The organism is Streptomyces sp. NPDC028991, from assembly GCF_055564775.1.
The window spans coordinates 15,073-31,794 of record NZ_JBVHVP010000033.1 but is presented as its reverse complement, the minus strand read 5'-3'; the positions used below and the strand labels follow the sequence as shown (position 1 = coordinate 31,794).

Here is a 16,722-nt window from a genome sequence, read left to right as displayed (position 1 = left end):
CCTGTGCTGAGTGTCGTCACCTTCCTTCCGCTGCTGGTGTGCGCGGTGCTGTTGCTCTGGCCGCGCACGCTGCCCGACCGGGTGCATGTCTGGGTGTGGATCGCTACCGCTGCCGCCGACCTGGCCCTGGTCATCGCCCTGTGGGCGGGCTTCGACGCCGCAGGAGGCATGCAGTACGAGCAGCGGGCGCGCTGGATTCCCAGTGCCGGGGTCGGCTACCACGTGGGCGTCGACGGTCTCTCTCTGCCCATGGTGGCCCTGACCTGCCTGCTGTTCCTGGCCGTCGCCGTGTACTCGCTGCGCGAGACCGAACGCGTGCGTTCCTACGTCTGTCTGTTCCTCTTCCTGCAAACCGTGAGCCTGGGCCTGTTCGTCGCCCTGGACCTGATCCTCTTCTTCGTCTTCTTCGACCTGTCCATCGTCGGCATGTTCTTCGTCATCGCCGACTGGGGCCACGGCGAACGCGCCCAGGCCGCGGCACTGAAGTTCTTCATCTACACCTTCATCGGCTCGCTGGCCCTGCTGCTCGGCTTCATCGGCCTGTACCTGGCCGCCAGCCCGCACACCTTCGACATCACCGATCTGACCCGCACCAACCCCCTGGCCGGACGCGGCCCGTACGCCGGCCTGGTCCTACTGGCTGTCGGTGTCGGCCTGGCGGTCAAGACGCCGACGGTACCGTTCCACACCTGGCTGCCGCCCGCCCACACCGACGCTCCCGCCGCCGGCTCGGCGATCCTCGCCGGAGTCCTGCTGAAGATGGGCACCTACGGTTTCGTCCGCATCGCCATGCCCCTGCTGCCCGGCTCCTGGCGCCACTACGCTCTGGTCATCGTCGTCATCGGCGCGCTCTCCGTCGTCTACGGAGCCCTGGTGGCGCTGGGCCAGACCGACTTCAAACGCATGATCGCCTACACGTCGGTCAACCACATGGGCTACATCATCCTCGCGGTCGGAGCCGCGGGAACCCTCGCCGGCAGCGACGTCCAGGCCCGCTCGCTGGCGGTGACCGGTGCGGTCACCCAGATGGTCAGCCACGGTCTGATCACCGGGGCGCTGTTTCTGCTCACCGGAGTCCTCTACGACCGCGGGCGCACGTACGCGATGGACGCCTACTCGGGCCTGGCCACGCACGCCCCGCGCTTCGCCGCTGTCACCGCCGTCGCCGCGTTCGCCAGCCTGGGCATCCCCGGATTCTCCGGCTTCATCGCCGAGTTCCAGATCTTCACCGGCTCCCTCGCCTCCCAGACGACCGCCACCGCGATCGCCGTGACCGGCATCCTCATTACCGCAGCCCTGTTCCTGCGCGCGGTGCGCACCTTGTTTCTCGGCCACCCGCACCTGCCGCAGACCATTCCCAGCGGCGGCATCGCCGACTTGCGCGGTAGCGAGGCGGTCCCGACCGTGACCCTGATGGCCGTGGCCCTGGTGATCGGCGTCGCGCCGCGCTGGCTGCTGGACGTCATCGAACCGGCCAGCCGCACCGTGACCGGGCTGGTGGCACGGTGAACGAGAACCTGGCCGCCCTCCTGCCCGAGATCGCCCTGCTCGGCGCCGCTGTGATCGGTCTGCTCGCCGGATCCTGGCTGCCGCGTCACCGCCAGTGGCCCGTCGCCGTCCTCGCAGGCGCCGCCTGCGTCACCGCACTGGCCGCCACCACCCACACCATGGCCACCGGCAGCGAACAGACCGTCTTCTCCCACGCCTTCGCCGTGGACGCGGCCACCGATGCCGGCCGCCTGACCGTCCTGGGCGCCCTGCTGCTGGTCATCACCATGTCCGTGGAAACCGTCCGCGGCCACAAACGCCAGACTGAGTACTGGGTGCTGATGCTGATGACAGCAGGCGGCACCCTCGCACTGATCGGCGCGAACGACCTGCTGATGCTGTTCGCCGCCTACCTGCTCGCCAGCATCCCCGCCTATGCGCTGGCAGCGTTCGCCAAGGACGCACCCGGCACCGAAGCCGCCCTGAAGTACTACCTGATGGGCGCCCTGCTCGGTGTCACCATGCTCGCCGGCACCGCCCTCCTCTACGCCGCGGGCCACGCCACCGGCTACCGCGAACTGCACGCCACGCTCCCGGCCGCGCCCTACGGGCTCACCGCCGTCGGACTGGTAGCCGTCCTGGCCGGTCTTCTGTTCAAGGCCGGAGCGGTACCCGCCCACTTCTGGGTCCCCGACGTCACCCAGGGAGCCCCCGCCCCCGTCGCCGCCTACGTCACCACCGTGCCCAAGATCGGCGCCCTGATCGCCGGCTACCGGCTGCTCCACCAAGCCATGGCCGACACCAACGTCAACTGGCCGCTTCTGCTGGCCGTCCTCGCCGCCGTGACCATGACCCTGGGCAACCTCGCCGCCTTCTTCCAGACCGACGTCAAACGCCTGCTCGCCTACTCCACCATCAGCCAAGTCGGCTACCTCCTCATGGCCCTCGCCACGGCCGCCCGAACAGACCTCGCCCAAAAGGGCCTGCTGTTCTACCTGGCCGCCTACGCCGCCACCAACCTCGGCGTCTTCGCCGTCGTCACCGAACTGCCCCACGCCCGAACCCTGCAGGACTACCGTGGCCTGGCCCGCCGCCACCCCGGCCTCACCTCTGTCCTGGTGGTCTGTCTCCTCGGCCTGGTCGGCACCCCGCCCACCGGCGTCTTCCTTGGCAAACTCGAGGTTTTCACCGCGGCCATCGACGGCGGCTACGCCTGGCTCGCCGCCTTGGCTGTCGCCAACACCGTCGCCTCCCTCTTCTACTATCTGCGCTGGCTCGCCCCCCTCTTCACCAGCGCCGAGCCGACACCTTCCGAAGCCCACGCCGTCCTGGGCCGGTGGGCCGCCGGCACCGCCTACACCGCCGCGGCACTCTCCCTCATCCTCGGCCTCACCGGCGGAGTGTCCCTTCTCATTGGGGAAGGCCCGCTGCTGTCCTGACACCCGGGGACTGTCAGACGTTCGTGTCTGTTCCGTAGCCGGTGGTGACGGAGGATGTGGTCAGCCCAGGAGGACGCGGTGACGGAGGAGGAGGGGAAGCTCGCGCGGCCGTACATCTGGCGCCTGGTCAGCTTTGTTCGAACTGGCCTGGCACGTCACGCCCGTCCAGCACCCGCACGCCACCGCCGCACTCACCCGACCGCGCTCCACCATCGACGCCCAGAACCTGCACGCCACCGAGCACTTCAAGCTCACCGAACTGACCCGGCTCGTCGACGACGCGCCGGCCGGACGTTGGACCCGCGAGTCCAGCAGCCGACCGCAGCACGTCACGAACACGGCCCGGGTCTCGGAGCGCGCCGGTGCGGGGGCGCCGTAGGCCGATCGACCACGCCGCTCGCTCCGGGCGGGGCCGCCCGCTGTGGACAGGGCGGCCGGTACGTACGCTGAAAGGCGAGCCACTGCTGCCAGAAGGCCGTTCCTCGGCCGGCCGCCTGGTGCACCGTGATTCTGTTGGCCGCAGGGGTCGCCTGGCCGCGGTCCAGGTGATCGTGACGCTCTGGCCGGCCCTCGTCCCCGCGCCGCCGGCCCTGCTCGGCACCCTCAGGAACCCCTGATCATCCGGGCCGTCGAGGTGTTTCCTCCTGCGACGGCACGGTACCCACCGGTCTTGTTGTGGACACCACACCACCAACTCCGGGAGGGGACAACACTTGCTGGCCCGATTCGAGAGGTATCTGCTCCAGGACTTCCCGCTGATCCACCTGATCATCGGCGGATTCGGGAACACCACGTTCCTGGTGGGGAGTGTGTTCTTCCTGTTCCCCAGTCTGGAGCGGATCGCTCTGTGGCTCTTCGTGGCCGGTTCGCTGGGCATGTTCATGGGGACCATGGGAGAGGTGTTCGTCCGGCACGCTCGCAGGAACCGCAGTTCCCGCGGTTGAGCATGCCGGCCGGCCGGACACGGGTCAGGTCCCGGCTGTGTGGGAACCCGGATCAGTGCACGGCGGCCGAGAGGAGGCGTATCGGCGATGAAGGCGACATTCTCGCTCGGACGCGTGGGCGGCATCCGGATCGGAGTGCACTGGAGCGTCCTGGTCATCGTCGTGGTGCTCGCCGTCGGCCTCGCGAGCCGGATCCCCGACGCCTACCCCGACCGGCAGCCGTGGCAGTACTGGCTGACCGGGTCGCTGGGCGCGCTGGTCTTCCTGCTGTCGCTGCTGGCCCACGAGCTCAGCCACGCACTCGTCGCGCGCCGCAACGGGGTGGACGTCGACGACATCACCCTGTGGCTCCTGGGCGGCATCGCCCGGCTGAAGAGCGAGGCTCCCACGCCGGCCGCCGAGGTCCGCATCGCCGGAGTCGGCCCACTGGTCAGCCTGCTCCTGGGCGTGCTCTTCGGCGCCCTCGCCGGGCTCTTCGGAGCCCTGTACGGTGCCGGACTCGCCGTCGAGACACTGGCCTGGCTCGCGGGTATCAACATCCTGCTGGCCGTCTTCAACGCTCTGCCCGCCGCCCCGCTGGACGGCGGACGACTGCTGCGGGCACTGGTGTGGCACCGGACGGGCGACCCACTGCGCGCGACCGCGGTCGCGACAGGAGCCGGGCGGGTTCTGGGCTGGGTGCTGATCGGTGTCGGGCTCTATCTGGTGCTGTTCGGCGCCCTCTTCAGCGGCTTCTGGCTCGCCGTCATCGGCTGGTTCCTCATCGCCATGGCAACCGCGGAGGGCGGACAGGCGAAACTGCGGGAACTGCTCAGCGGTGTCCCCGTGCACCAGGCGATGGGCCCCGATCCCGTCACCGTCCCCGATTCCACGACCGTCGCCCAGTTCCTCGCCGCGCCCGAGTACCGCTACCGGCATTCCGCCTTTCCCGTCGTCGACGCCGAACAGCGCCCGGTCGGGCTGCTGCAGGTCAAGACCGCCGCCGAAGTCCCGGAACCGGAACGGGACTCCCCGGTCACCTCGGTGATGATCGCCGTCGAGGACATTCCCACGCCCCAGCCCGGCGACCCGCTGGCGCGTGTCCTGCCCGAGCTGGACAGCAGCCCGGCGCACCGCGCCCTCGTGGTCGAGAACGGCCGGGTCACGGGCATGATCACCAGCTCCGACATCAGTAGGGTCACATCGTGGCTGGCCTCGTCGTCCTCGTGGCGCCGACGGGCCTTCTGAGCCGCTCCGCCGTACCTCCCTGGGACACTTCCCCGGCCTGTACACGTCCACGCGGAACTCCCGCAGCGCCGGCAGGCGCCTGCGCCCCGCGCTCACGACCGAGACCTCCAGGCGCCCATGTGTTTCCGCACCGAGACCTCCAGAGGCCCATGTGTTTCCGCAGCCGCCGACGTGATCCGGGCGGGCCGGTCCACTGCCGTGCCGGACCCTCCTCGGGCCGGCTGTCGTCGGCCCGCCGGTCCACTCGAGAACCCCCGGCGTCGTGGCCGTCGCCCGGCACCTGCTGAACGCGGTCGCCGGAACACACAGGACACGGCGAGCCGCTTCCACAGCCGCCCCCGCCCCAGCGTCGAGAAGTTGCGCTCATCTACCTCATGCGGGCCGGCTGTCCCACCTGACCGGATTGAACCGTGCTGCCGCAAGGCGCCAAAGATCCTCTCGGCCGGTCAGGCCAGTCGCTGCCTGCGGTCGGCCGCGTAGGCGTGCAGGATCGTCATGGCGTCGTCCGTGTCCAGACGGAGGAACTCCCGGTTCAGAACCGTGGCGAGGTCTTCCAGGGTGCGGCCGAGGAGGGCGGCGCCGGTGCGGACCTCGACGCTGGGTGAGGTCTGCCCCTGGACGGCCAGGTCGGCGGCGTAACCGACCATCGCGGCCAGGGACGTGTCGTCCTCGTCATCGTGGAAGTAGTAGGCCTCGGCGTGCTGGTTGAGATCGACCCGGACCTGGATCACGTCGGTGGCGAGGCTCGTCAGCAGGCTCGACGTCATGGTGGGGCCGAACCGGTCGGCGGGGTGTCCGGCTCTTCGCAGCGTCGCCAGACGCAGGGCGAGGGTCCGGCGGCGGGTGACCGCGGGATACACCTGGGAGATCCAGGAGACGACGGCCGTGAGCAGGGCGAAGCCGATGAGCGCTTCGAGAGGTGCGGCGACGCGCAGCCAGCCATCGGCCGGAACGATGTCGCCGAACCCCAGGGTGGCCACCGTGACCGCGGACAGGTACAGCGCGTCGAGTAAGCCGGCGCGTTGTGCCGGGTTCAGGTCGCTGGAGTAGGAGAAACCGCCCGGCAGGTGCGGCCAGTAGATCAGCGCCCAGCCCAGGGTCATCGTCAGGGTCCAGAGGGCGGCCACCATGGCCAGTGCCAGCGGACCGGCCACCGAGACGACCCGGCCGCCGGCGTCGATCCGGCGGGCCAGCCACCACAGGCCGGCTGTCACCCACCTGCTCGCTTCCCCCCGCCCCGTGGGGCGCCACAGGGTGTGGAACACGTCCCGCAGGACGGCCACGACGAGTACCGCGCCGGTCAGTGTCACGAGCCAGCCCACTCCCCCGCTCACCTGCGGCCCTCCGGACGCAGAACGCCGCGCACCATCCGGTGGACCGCCGCGGCCGACAGGAGCCCACCCGCGGTGACCAGCACAGCGGCGGCGTCCAACCACTCACTCACGTCTTCCTCCCTTCACCGCCGTGCCCGGGCCGAGACCGGGACGATTCGGCGTTCCGCAGCTCGGCGCCACTGCCGTGCGCAGCACATCACCCGCCGGCTGGGACTCAAGTCCCTGGACCAGAACTCAAGTCCCAGGACCAGGAAGCGTCCCAGTCGCAACCGGATCCGGTCGAACTCTTCGACCTGGCCACCGCCGCGCAGGCCCGAGGACACGAACCGCCAGAAGGCCCAGCCCGCTCCCACGAAGACGACCAGAGCGCCGGCGGACTCGATCAGCCGCACGAGGAAGCCGATCGCATCACGCAGCGCGGACTCGGACAACAACTCCAGCGACAAGGTCATGATCGACTGAGTACCCGCCCGCCCGCACTCGATACTGGTCGACCGGCCTCCCCCTGGTCACGGTCGCGCCGGCGGAGCATCAGCTTGGGGGCGGTTCGGACAGGCGGCGAGGCCGAGCGGCTCGTTCTTCGGGCGGTGCGCGAAGCGTGGGGGAGGCGCGGGGCGTGCGGCCGGATCCGCACGCCCCCCAGGTCAGCGGCAACCGACCTGATCGTCGCTCCAGGGCGGGCGCGACTGGTACAGCGCGACCGCGTCCGCCTTGAACTCGAGTCGCGGCAGCACCTGTCGCCGGTGCTCAGTGGCGGTACGCGGTTGTCGCGATCTCGATGAAGGATCGGATCAACGGGTTGGTGTCACCCTCGTTCCACACCGCCACCACTCGGCTCGGCGGCATGTCGGTCAGCGGCACCACGGCCAGCTCCGCAGGCAGGTCGTGTCCGAGCGGGGCCAGGCCGACAGTGCCGTTCCACAGCACGGCCTGCAGGCATTCCTGGACGGCGCGGACCACTGGGCCCTCGCGCGGCCTGCCGCCGTTCCAGTACGACTGCCAGACGGGGTCGGTGCCCTGCGGGAACTGGAACCAGCGACGTTCGTTCAGTTCGGCCAGCCGCAGCCCGTCGCGGCGGGCCAGTGGATCGTCGGCGCGCAGGACCACGCCGACCGGATCGGTCCGCAGTGCGCGCACCGTCAGGGCAGTCACGTCGAACGGCGCCCGAGTCAGCGCGACGTCGACCAGTCCGGCGCGCAGCCCGCAGGTTGGGTCGGTCAGATCGGTGTCGCGGATGCGGATATCGGTGCCGGGGTGGTGTCGGCGGTAGGCGGCGGCCAGCCTGGCCACTGCTGGGTCGGTGCCGTCGCCCAGGATGCCGATGGTGATGGTCGCGGTGCCGGCCGCCGCGCTCACGCGTACCCGGACGCGGTCGGCATGATCGAGCAGGGCTCGCGCCTCGTCGAGCAGCACTGTGCCCACCGGAGTGAGCGTGACGCCGGTAGGCAAGCGGGCGAAGAGCAGGGCCCCGATGTCGTCCTCCAACTGCTTGATCGCCCGGCTCAGCGGCGGCTGACTCATGTGCAGTCGGGTTGCGGCCCGGCCGAAGTGGAGTTCCTCGGCGACCGCCACGAAGTAGCGCAAGGTCCGTAGCTCCACGCTGCAACGATACCCGCGAGGTATCGGAGCCGCGGGACAGGTCTTGGACAGCTCTGTGGACCCGGCGGTGAACTCGTGAGCATGACCGAAGAAGCAAGGACCAGCGAGCCGCAGACCCACCCCGCGATAACGGTAGTGGGCCCCGGCGACGGTGAGATGATCGTCCTGGGTACCACGCGCATGCGGGTTCTGGAGGACGGCAGCCACACCGGGCACCGCCTCGCGATCGCCGAGTCCGTCCTCGCCCCGCACACCCAGGGACCGCCCCAGCACCGCCACGCCCGACACGACGAGGGCTTCTACGTCCTGTCCGGCAGCGTGCGGTTCACCGTCGGGGACGAGGACTACGACGCCACTGCGGGCACGCTCGTGATGGTTCCGCCCGGCACTCCGCACACTTTCGCCAACCTGACCCACCAACCCGCCGTCATGCTCAGCACCTTCACCCCCGACCTGTACGTGCAGTACTTCCGGGACCTCCAGGAGGTGCTCGCCGACGGCGGACCGCCGGCGCCACAGGCCAGCGTCGACGCGATGAGCCGCTACGCGACCGAGCCCGCCACCGACCCCGCCTGAAGCCGACGGGACGGCACGGCCGGCCGCCCTCCTTTCGACTGGCTGGGTTGCGGCGCTCCCGTCTCCGGTGTCCGGGCCCTTCGTACGACGGCCCGGGCCTTGCCAGGGCTCCATGGAAATCGACGCACCGACGGGCCCGCGAACTGGTGGCCCATGAACGGAGACCATGAACATCGCCTACTGGATCATCGCCGGACTCCTCGCCCTCTTCTACTGCTACTCAGGCACGCTGAAGGTCATCCGCAGCCGCGATCAACTCCGCCCGATGATGGCCTGGGTCGACCGCCTGCCCTTGCCCGCCCTCAGGGCGCTGGGGACAGTCGAGATACTCGGCGCGACCGGCCTGATCCTGCCGCCGCTGACCGGTATCGCCCCCTCGCTGGCACCAGCCGCGGCCATCGGCTTCGTACTCCTGCAGACCGGCGCGATCGCCGTCCACCTGACCAGTGAAGACCGCCGGGTCACGCTCAACGTCGGGCTCGCCGCCACGGCGGCCGTGGCCATCTGGCCGGCGACCAGGCTGTGATCGGGCACAGTCCTCGACCGGTGGATGCGGCTGCCGGCGCGGAGACCGGCCGCGCCGCGGGCGCCACAGGACAGGGCAAGGCAGCGGCCAAGGGCGGCTACACCTTCGCACTGCACGAGAACGTCAAGCGGACCTCGGTACGGTTCAAGAACCGCGTCGCCCTCCTTCTCGGCGACTCGTACCATCCCGGCGGCACCGCCCTGACCCGCCGCCTCGCCGACGGCCTCGGCCTGGCCCCGGGTGCGCGGGTCCTCGATGTCGCCTCCGGCCGCGGCACCACCGCCCTGCTGCTGGCCGACGCCTGCGGCACTGAGGTGGACGGGGTGGACTACGCGCCGGCGAACACCGCCCTCGCCCAGGGCGCCGCACAGGCGGCCGGCCTCGCCGACCGGGTGCGGTTCACCACCGGGGACGCCGAACACCTGCCGTACCCGGACGGCGTCTTCGACGCCGTGGTGTGCGAGTGCGCCCTGTGCACCTTCCCCGACAAAGCGCGGGCCGCGGCCGAGTTCGCCCGCGTCCTCAAGCCCGGCGCCCGACTCGGCATCACCGACGTCACCATCGACCCCACCCGGCTGCCGCCCGAGCTCACCGGCCTCGGCGCCCGCATCGCCTGCATCGCCGACGCCCGGCCGCTGGACGAGTACGGCGGAATCCTGGCCGGCGCGGGCCTGCGCACACTCCGCACCGAGCGCCACGACCAGGCGATGCTGCGGATGATCGACCAGATCGAGGCCCGGCTGAACCTGCTGCGCATGACCGCCCCGGCCCGCCTCGCTGCCTCGGGCGTCGACCTCGGCGCCGCCCCCGGCGTCCTGGCAGCCGCCCGTGCCGCGGTCGCGGACGGCGTACTCGGCTACGCGCTGCTCATCGCCGAGCGCACGCCGGGGTCGGGGAGCGGGGAGCGTGGGGGCTGCCGCTGACAGGGGCTGCTTGGGCGGCGGGCTCGCCGCGCTCCGGATCCGGGAGACGCGGGAGATGCGCCGGTCGCCGGCACTGACGCACCTCTTCCGCCACCTCACCCTCCACCGAGCGGGCAGCCGAGTACTGGGGCGCGACAGGGCGCGCAGGCGGGCCTCGTCATCCCGACGCCGCGCTGTCCGCCCGTCAGTTCAGAAGCAGAGCGCTGTCCCACGAGGTCGCCGGCGCCTGGCCCGTCGCATAGCCGTGCAGGGCGAGGGCGATGCCCGCGGCTCCTTCCAGGAAGCCGGGGCGGTCGAGGGGGCGGGCAGCCAGTGCGTGGGAGTAGCGGTAGCCGAACGGCGCCTCGGAGTCGAAGCCGTCCACGACCCGCGCCGCCAACCGGTCGGCGGCGCGGCGGTAGTCCGGGGCGGACGGATCTCCCTCACTGTCGTGTGCCATACGCAGCACGAGGTGCAGCAGTCCCGCCCAGCCGTGGCAGAGCGCGGCGTCGCGGATCAGTTCGTCGCTCGCGGCCTCCAGCGCTCCGCGCAGCGCGGCGTGGGCGTCGCCGCGCCAGTCGGCACGGTCCAGGGCGTGACCGGCGAGGTAGACGGCGCGGGCCGCGCCCGCGGCGCCGTAGCACCATGAGTCACGCCCCCGCTCCGGTGGCCGCCCGCTGTCGATGTGGGCCCGGTTGATCAGGTGGGGCCAGCGGGGGCCGGCGGTGTCGTCGATCGTGCGCCAGCGGTTCAGCAGTTCCATGATCCGTTCGATGGCCTCGTCCTGTCCGGCCACGCGGAACCCTGACCGCCAGGTGAGGGAGAGAAGCGCGAGCGGCCCGCAGACACCGTGTGCGAGGCCGAGGTTGACGTGCTCGGACAGGCCGTGCTCCAGGCCCTCGGTGATCCACCACGCGGGCAGCCGGGTCCCGTCGCGTGCGATGTCCCGTGCCGTCGCCACGGCCACCAGCGTGTCGAGTACGTCGGTCAGCGCATCACCCGCCGCCTGCCTCGCCGATTCCTCGGCTGCCGTCTGGTGACGGGCCAGGAGGTAGCGGCCGATGCCGGCCGTACCGGCGAGGACGTCGTAGCGCCCCCAGGCACCGACCGGTTCGCCCGCGCGTACCCGTGCGCGGTCGGCCCGCGTGCGGCAGCGCACCTGGTCGGTGATGTGCCGGTCCAGGCTGGTCAGCATCGCGGCGTATCCGCCGTACCCGGTGGCGGCGGTGTGGCCGGCGTACGCAAGGGCCACCATGCCGCCGAACAGCGCCTGCGGCAGCAGGCGGATGCCGCCGTCGAGCGCGGCGGACAGGTGTGCGTGCGCGGGTGTGCGCATCTCGGGCCGGGTCGCGGACAGTTCCGCGAAGAGCAGGGCGACTCCGGGGTGGCCGTCGTTGAGCTGGAGGGGGTCCCAGACCGGTTGCGGGCTGCCCGGATAGCGCATGAGATTGTCCGGCGCGCCGGTGGTCTCGGCCACGTGCCGCGGCCTGGTCAGCCGGTCGGCGATCTCCGTGACGATCCGGGCCGCGGTCGCACGGTGGTCGGGCTCCGTGTGGTGTCCGGTGGCCGCCCGGTCACTCGGTGGCGGTGTCGGTGCGGATGACGGCACGGAAGGTCTCCAATTCCTCCAGCAGACGGCGTACCTCCCCGCGCCGGGCCACCGGTACGTCGCCGACACGTACCGTCTCGCCCGCGGTCAGCCGGTCGAGGACCGCGAGGGCCGCGCCGGTGGCCAGGGAGGTGTTGCCGTTCGCGGCGTACCGGCGCTCGCCGTCGCCGGAGGCGGTCAGCACGGGCGCGCAGGCGCGGACCGGGGTGATGTCGTCGAGCGGCTGCCGCTCGGCCGGCGGCTCGGTCGGCCAGAATCCGCCGGCGGTGGCGACCCTCAGGGCCAGCCCCGTGGCACGGTCGGCGAACCGGGTGCGGTCCAGGCAGGCCGCGAACGCGTCCACCGCCTCGGCCAGTGCCGTGGGCAACTCGCCGGACAGCCGCCCGTCCGCACCGTCGTCCACGGTCAGCAGCGGCGCCGACACCGCCGGGCGGGTCCCCCTGAGCAGGTCCTTGATCTCGTAGTACGGCCGGTGCTCGCGGCGGGGAATGCCCACGTTCACGCTGGTCGCCGGCGCGCCGTCGGTGCTCTCTCCCACGTGGTAGTAGCGCGCGGGCCAGTACAGCAGGTCGCCCTGCTCGGCTTCGGCGACGAACGAGGAGTCCAGGTACGGCTGGTAGTCCAGGACGGTGTGCACGGGATCCGGCCACGGTCGTTCGGCCCAGAACCGCATCCGTTTGCGGCCACGCAGGCAGAACATGAACGTGGCGAAGCGGTCCTGGTGCACCCCGACCGGGCTGTGCTCGTAGGAGCCGTGGAACATCGAGCAGCCGGCGCTGTTCGTGGGTTGGCCGACCCGCTCCCACAGCCCGGCGTAGAAGCGCCGCGCACGCTGCCACAGCGGGTGGTCGAAGGCGTGGAAGCGGTGGACCACGAGCGCGTAGCGCTGCCCCCGCAGCCGTTCGGCCATCCGGCGCTCATAGCCGTCGAACGAGCCGTCCGACGGTCGTGGCATGTAGTCGTGCGGGCGGGTCTGCTGTCGCCGCTGGATGAGGAACTGCACGTTCCCGGCGACGGTGAGCGGATGCGGAGGCACCGTGCCGGCCACGGCGGCCGCGAAGGCCTCGGGCTCGCGGAACGGGCTGTCGCCGACCGCCTTGTACAGCACGGGCCGCCGGTCCCAGTACCGCTCGGTGAAGGTGTCCCAGTCGAGGACCCTCTCGACGGCCAGTGTCATCGCGCGGACTCCTCGGCATCGGCCGCGGCGTCGATGCCGCGCAGTCGGTACAGCCTGTTCAGGAGGTCGAGCGTGTTCTTCTCGTGCGCGCCGGTCCCGCCGCCCTCGGGGGCGAGGGCGCGGCACACCTCGGCGACCGTGACCTCCTCTCCCCCGCCGAGCGCGGCGGACACCCGGTCGCCCGCCGCCGCGGGCAGGGCGAAGACGTTGCCGTTGACCGCCCACACCTCACGCCCGGGGCCGTCGGGCATCCGGACGATCTCGGCCGACCGGCGGATGCGGGTCCGCGTGGTGAGCGCCGGGCCCTCGCGCGGCGCCGGTATGGGTTCGAGTCCGGCCGCGGACCGCAGCGCGGCCCACCGCACGCGCAGCGTCCGGCGCAGCTGCTCGCTCTCGACGAGGGTCCGCAGTTCGTCGCCGATCCAGGTCAGCCGGGGCAGCACCCCGCCGGGTTCGTCGAAGCGGGTGTCCGGGCCGAACGGGAAGTACGGCACCGTCTCGTCGTTGTCCTGCCGGCTGTGCACCAGTTCGGCGAGGAAGTCGCGCAGCGCGGTGAACGGCAGGTGGCGGTCGACGGGGATCCGCAGGCGCAGGGCCACGCCCCGTTCGCGGTAGGTGTCGACGTGCCGCTGGTCCCCCGGCCAGTACAGCAGGTCGCCGGAACCGGCGCTCAGGGTCCGCACGGACGCCGGCGTCGTCTCCGGATCGGCGATGTCGACCGGCGGAGGGCCGTCGCTCTCGTCCCACAGGCGTACGTCGAGACGGCCGCGCAGCACCCACGTCAACGACGCGTGGGTCGGTGCTTCGGCCGCTCCCGTGTGCTGGGTGAACCGGTCACCGATCAGTATCTCGGCGACGACCGGAAGGTTCGGCCAGCCGACCGCCCGCCACAGTCCGCTGACGGCATCGCGTACGGCCGACCACATGGCGTAGTCCAAGAGCAGCGGCTGCCGCACGGCGAGGAGGAAGCCCCGCCCGGACACGTCGGCGTCCAGCCGGTCGAGGTAGGCGTCCATGGTGGCGTCGGTGGCGTCCGGCAGCAGGGCGCCGGGCGCGCGCAGCCAGCCGTCACCGACCAGGAGCCGGACGTCGGGCATCACCCAGTAGCGGGTGCCGGCCCGGAACGGGGCGCAGGACTGGACGGTCAGTGCGTGCACCTGGTCCTCGTCGACCGGGCTCGCGGCGCGCACCACCGTTGGCTGCCGGTCCCAGTACCGGCGTGCGAAGTCCGCCCAGTCCGGCCCGGCGCCGTTCTCCGATGGTCGCTCCTGGATCCGGTGAGCGGTCGTGGTCACGATGCTTCCCTCCCCGTCGGCGCGTGCTCCGCCGCATGGATCTCTTGAGCCGCCTGCTCCGCTTGGACTGCCTGCCGGCCCGCCAGCGGGAACCGCCGCCGGATCCGCTCCGTGTACTGCGCCAGGGGTTCGAGCCCCATGGCGGCACGCCTTTCGTCCACGGTCCGCGGGTCCTCGATCGGATAGGGAACGAGCTGCCCGGCGACCGGCTCGAACTTGGTGCCGTAGACCTGCGGGAGCCTCTCGTCACGGCGCAGCTCGTCGGTCAGATAGGCGACTTCACGCCAAGCCAGGTCCTTGTCGGTCGCGGCCTGTCGCATCAGGTCGAGACAGTGCCGGCGGAAGTCCAGGTGCCCCCTGGTGTGCTGGACGAGGCGGCTCGCCGCCGCGGCGGCCGCCGAGCCGACCAGCCTGCGTCCCGGCCACCCGTGTTCGGCCACCACTCGGGACAGCCAGGCGATGCCGGCGTCGGTCAGGGTGCCCAGCCGCCGCTCGGCGACGGCGTCGGCCATGCCACCGTCGGCCCACGGTGTGCGGATGGCGCCGTCGAGCCGGTCGAAGCGCAGCAGACGACGCCGTATCTCGCCGCCGGGCGCCGGTGCGGGCGGGGGGTGAGGAGCGCCCACCGGGTCGATCCGCAGCCGGATGCGGTCCAGGTCCCACAGATAGGTGACGCGTCGGCCGGTCTCGGGCCAGTCGAAGCTCACCTGGCCCTCCCCCGGGCTGCCCAGGCACAGCCGTACGCCAGACGCCTCGTCCACGACCTCGTAGTCGTCGGCGTCGTATCCGCTCACGTCGTCGAAGACGTGCTCCACCGCGTCCCGCAGGGCCACGCCGAGCCGGGCGAGCTCCAGGTTCGTGCCCTCCATGAGCCCGCGCACGGGGGGCCAGCCGCCTTCGGGCTCCGGCCGGGCGGCGACGGGCGCCGTCGTGAACGGCATCGGCGGCGGTTCGACGCACCGGACCGGTCCGCCGTCCAGCGAGCGGACGAAGTAAGGCACGTCCATACGCCGCAGCTGCTCGGTCTCCGGCCGGTCGAAGCGCACGTCCGGATCGACGGGCACCGGCGCGGCGCCGCCGCCGGAGAGCCATCTGGGCACCAGGGCGTCGAAGTAGCGGTGGGTGGGTTGGCGCAGCACCCGTACGTGGTGCCCTGGCGCGGCATCGGACAGGAAGTCCCGGATCGCCGGCCGCTGACGGCACATCAGGGTCCAGGCGTCGAACATGCCGCGCAGCATCGCCGGCAGGTAGGGCCCGTACCCGGCCCGCCCCTGCGTGTCCGCGACGACATTGCGTGTCTCCCGCCTGAAGAGCGGGCGACGTCGGCGGTGCAGACGCAGCGTCCCTCCGGGCCCGGAGCTCCAGCAGACCGCCGGCCCTTCTGCGGTGCACCACCGGGCCGTACTCTCCAGACCCACATGGTGCTGGTCGACGTCGGCGGTCCGGTCGTGCAGGAGCCCGGTGTCGTAGAGCCGCGACACCTGGCAGAAGTAGATCTCCAGGTCTATGGGGTACAGCAGGGGCTCGGGGTCCGCGGGTCTGCTGCCGGTGACCACGTTGCTGCCGATCATGTCGGTCACGCCGAAGCCGAACAGCGCGGCGGTCAGCGAGCCCGCACGGTGCCAGTACCGCTTCGACTCCGGCGGCGAGAACCGGGTGCCGTCCAGGCGCCAGGGACCGGACGAGCGGATGGGCCCCCACTGCGCGGGCGGCTCGATCCACTCCTGCCACAGATAGCCCCGCTCGGCACCGGGCCAGCACGCCAGGACCGGCAGCCGGACCGGGCCCGACGCCGCCGGGGCCTCGTTCAGGAGCTGGAAGACCGACGCCGGGCGTCCGGCATCCGCCCCGCCGGTGGTGCCCTCCGCGGTGAACAGCAACTCGCCGGAGGCCGGGCGCGGCTTGTACGCGACGGCGCCGCCGCCGGCGCAGTCGAGACGTATCACCCGTTGCCGCCCGTTGTGGGTCTCCTCGCCGTGGGCCCACAGCGCGACGACCGGGCCTTCGAACCGGGGGTCTTCGGGCCAGTGGCCGCTCATGTCGCGCAGCAGCCGCTCGAGGAAGAGCTCCAGGGACGCCTCACAGCGCTCCGCCCACTCCGCCACCCGGTCGCGTGCGAAGTGCGGCCGCCCGGCAGCGCAGGCCACGAAGGCCTCCGATACCACCGGTCCGAACAGATCGGCGTTGACGATGTCCAGGATTCCATCGGCGACAACGGAGGCGTAGCGGCGCGTGGCGGCGCGGCACCAGCTGTCCAGCCGGTCCAGCAACGCGAGCAGCGGGGCGAATCGCCGGTCTTGAAATGCGGACACGAGTGTCCGGGCGTCCTCCGGCCCCCCGAGCAGCCGGTCCACCGCGACCGTGCCGTCGGGGCCGTCCTTGACGACCGGCGGGAAGAGCCCGCCCGCCGCACCGTCACCGACCGCGGCGATCAGACGCCGCGCCGTGGCCGGAAGCCCGGCCATGGCCCGGCGACCGTCGTCGTTTGCCGGAACTCCGGTCTCCCACAGCGGCTCCATGTCCGCGGACGCCTGTGACAAAGCCGCCCTTTCGACTCCCCGTAGTGGCAGGACACCGAGTGGTGCCGCGGCCGGCAGCACCACTCG

Annotated in this window: 15 protein-coding genes; 8 read left to right on the top strand and 7 right to left on the bottom strand. The window is 71.8% G+C overall.

Features of this window, described 5'->3' with window-relative positions; all coding sequences use genetic code 11:
- Positions 1–3 precede the first annotated feature (3 nt).
- The 5 genes from ACZ4V1_RS33540 (at position 4) to ACZ4V1_RS33520 (ending at position 5,098) form a co-directional block, all read left to right on the top strand.
- Positions 4–1,509 (top strand): complex I subunit 4 family protein, encoded by a 1,506-nt coding sequence (locus ACZ4V1_RS33540; RefSeq protein WP_468344133.1) that lies wholly within the window; start codon positions 4–6, stop codon positions 1,507–1,509.
- Positions 1,506–2,927, top strand: a complete 1,422-nt coding sequence (locus ACZ4V1_RS33535; protein WP_468344130.1) for an NADH-quinone oxidoreductase subunit N — start codon at positions 1,506–1,508, stop codon at positions 2,925–2,927. The genes ACZ4V1_RS33540 and ACZ4V1_RS33535 overlap by 4 nt, the downstream gene beginning before the upstream one ends.
- A gap of 133 nt (positions 2,928–3,060) precedes the next feature.
- Positions 3,061–3,306: a hypothetical protein gene (locus ACZ4V1_RS33530; protein WP_468344127.1), complete on the top strand. Its 246-nt coding sequence runs from the start codon at positions 3,061–3,063 to the stop codon at positions 3,304–3,306.
- A 334-nt stretch (positions 3,307–3,640) separates the two neighbouring features.
- Positions 3,641–3,871, top strand: a complete 231-nt coding sequence (locus ACZ4V1_RS33525; RefSeq protein WP_468344124.1) for a YrhK family protein — start codon at positions 3,641–3,643, stop codon at positions 3,869–3,871.
- Between the two features lie 87 nt (positions 3,872–3,958).
- Positions 3,959–5,098 (top strand): site-2 protease family protein, encoded by a 1,140-nt coding sequence (locus ACZ4V1_RS33520; RefSeq protein WP_468344121.1) that lies wholly within the window; start codon positions 3,959–3,961, stop codon positions 5,096–5,098.
- Positions 5,099–5,544: 446 nt separating this feature from the next.
- On the opposite strand, the gene ACZ4V1_RS33515 is transcribed toward ACZ4V1_RS33520, so the two are convergent.
- The 3 genes from ACZ4V1_RS33515 to ACZ4V1_RS33505 form a co-directional block, all read right to left on the bottom strand.
- A complete protein-coding gene (locus ACZ4V1_RS33515; protein WP_468344118.1) occupies positions 5,545–6,408 on the bottom strand; it encodes a potassium channel family protein in 864 nt (287 codons plus the stop codon).
- 146 nt (positions 6,409–6,554) lie between these two features.
- Entirely contained in the window at positions 6,555–6,884 is a 330-nt protein-coding gene (locus ACZ4V1_RS33510) for a DUF1622 domain-containing protein (protein ID WP_468344115.1), read from the bottom strand.
- Positions 6,885–7,179: 295 nt separating this feature from the next.
- Complete coding sequence (locus ACZ4V1_RS33505; RefSeq protein ID WP_468344193.1) at positions 7,180–8,016, bottom strand: LysR family transcriptional regulator; 837 nt, start codon at positions 8,014–8,016, stop codon at positions 7,180–7,182.
- A 96-nt stretch (positions 8,017–8,112) separates the two neighbouring features.
- Here ACZ4V1_RS33505 and ACZ4V1_RS33500 point away from each other — a divergent pair, with 96 nt between their 5' ends.
- From ACZ4V1_RS33500 to ACZ4V1_RS33490, 3 genes are all read left to right on the top strand, one after another.
- Positions 8,113–8,607, top strand: coding sequence for a cupin domain-containing protein (locus ACZ4V1_RS33500; protein WP_468344112.1), 495 nt, complete (start codon positions 8,113–8,115; stop codon positions 8,605–8,607).
- Between the two features lie 166 nt (positions 8,608–8,773).
- The gene (locus ACZ4V1_RS33495) at positions 8,774–9,133 is read left to right on the top strand and encodes a DoxX family protein (RefSeq protein ID WP_468344109.1); all 360 of its coding nucleotides are present in this window, start codon (positions 8,774–8,776) and stop codon (positions 9,131–9,133) included.
- A 20-nt stretch (positions 9,134–9,153) separates the two neighbouring features.
- Positions 9,154–10,056 carry a class I SAM-dependent methyltransferase gene (locus ACZ4V1_RS33490; RefSeq protein WP_468344106.1) on the top strand — a complete coding sequence of 301 codons (903 nt, stop codon included), beginning with the start codon at positions 9,154–9,156 and terminating at the stop codon, positions 10,054–10,056.
- A 184-nt stretch (positions 10,057–10,240) separates the two neighbouring features.
- On the opposite strand, the gene ACZ4V1_RS33485 is transcribed toward ACZ4V1_RS33490, so the two are convergent.
- The 4 genes from ACZ4V1_RS33485 to ACZ4V1_RS33470 are packed head-to-tail and all read right to left on the bottom strand — an operon-like array spanning position 10,241 to position 16,581.
- On the bottom strand, positions 10,241–11,644 hold the full coding sequence (locus tag ACZ4V1_RS33485) for a lanthionine synthetase C family protein (protein ID WP_468344103.1): 1,404 nt from the start codon (positions 11,642–11,644) through the stop codon (positions 10,241–10,243).
- Positions 11,610–12,821: a JmjC domain-containing protein gene (locus tag ACZ4V1_RS33480; RefSeq protein ID WP_468344100.1), complete on the bottom strand. Its 1,212-nt coding sequence runs from the start codon at positions 12,819–12,821 to the stop codon at positions 11,610–11,612. The genes ACZ4V1_RS33485 and ACZ4V1_RS33480 overlap by 35 nt, the downstream gene beginning before the upstream one ends.
- Positions 12,818–14,116, bottom strand: coding sequence for a hypothetical protein (locus ACZ4V1_RS33475; RefSeq protein ID WP_468344097.1), 1,299 nt, complete (start codon positions 14,114–14,116; stop codon positions 12,818–12,820). The genes ACZ4V1_RS33480 and ACZ4V1_RS33475 overlap by 4 nt, the downstream gene beginning before the upstream one ends.
- Positions 14,113–16,581 carry a DUF6624 domain-containing protein gene (locus ACZ4V1_RS33470; protein WP_468344094.1) on the bottom strand — a complete coding sequence of 823 codons (2,469 nt, stop codon included), beginning with the start codon at positions 16,579–16,581 and terminating at the stop codon, positions 14,113–14,115. The genes ACZ4V1_RS33475 and ACZ4V1_RS33470 overlap by 4 nt, the downstream gene beginning before the upstream one ends.
- Positions 16,582–16,722: the final 141 nt, after the last annotated feature.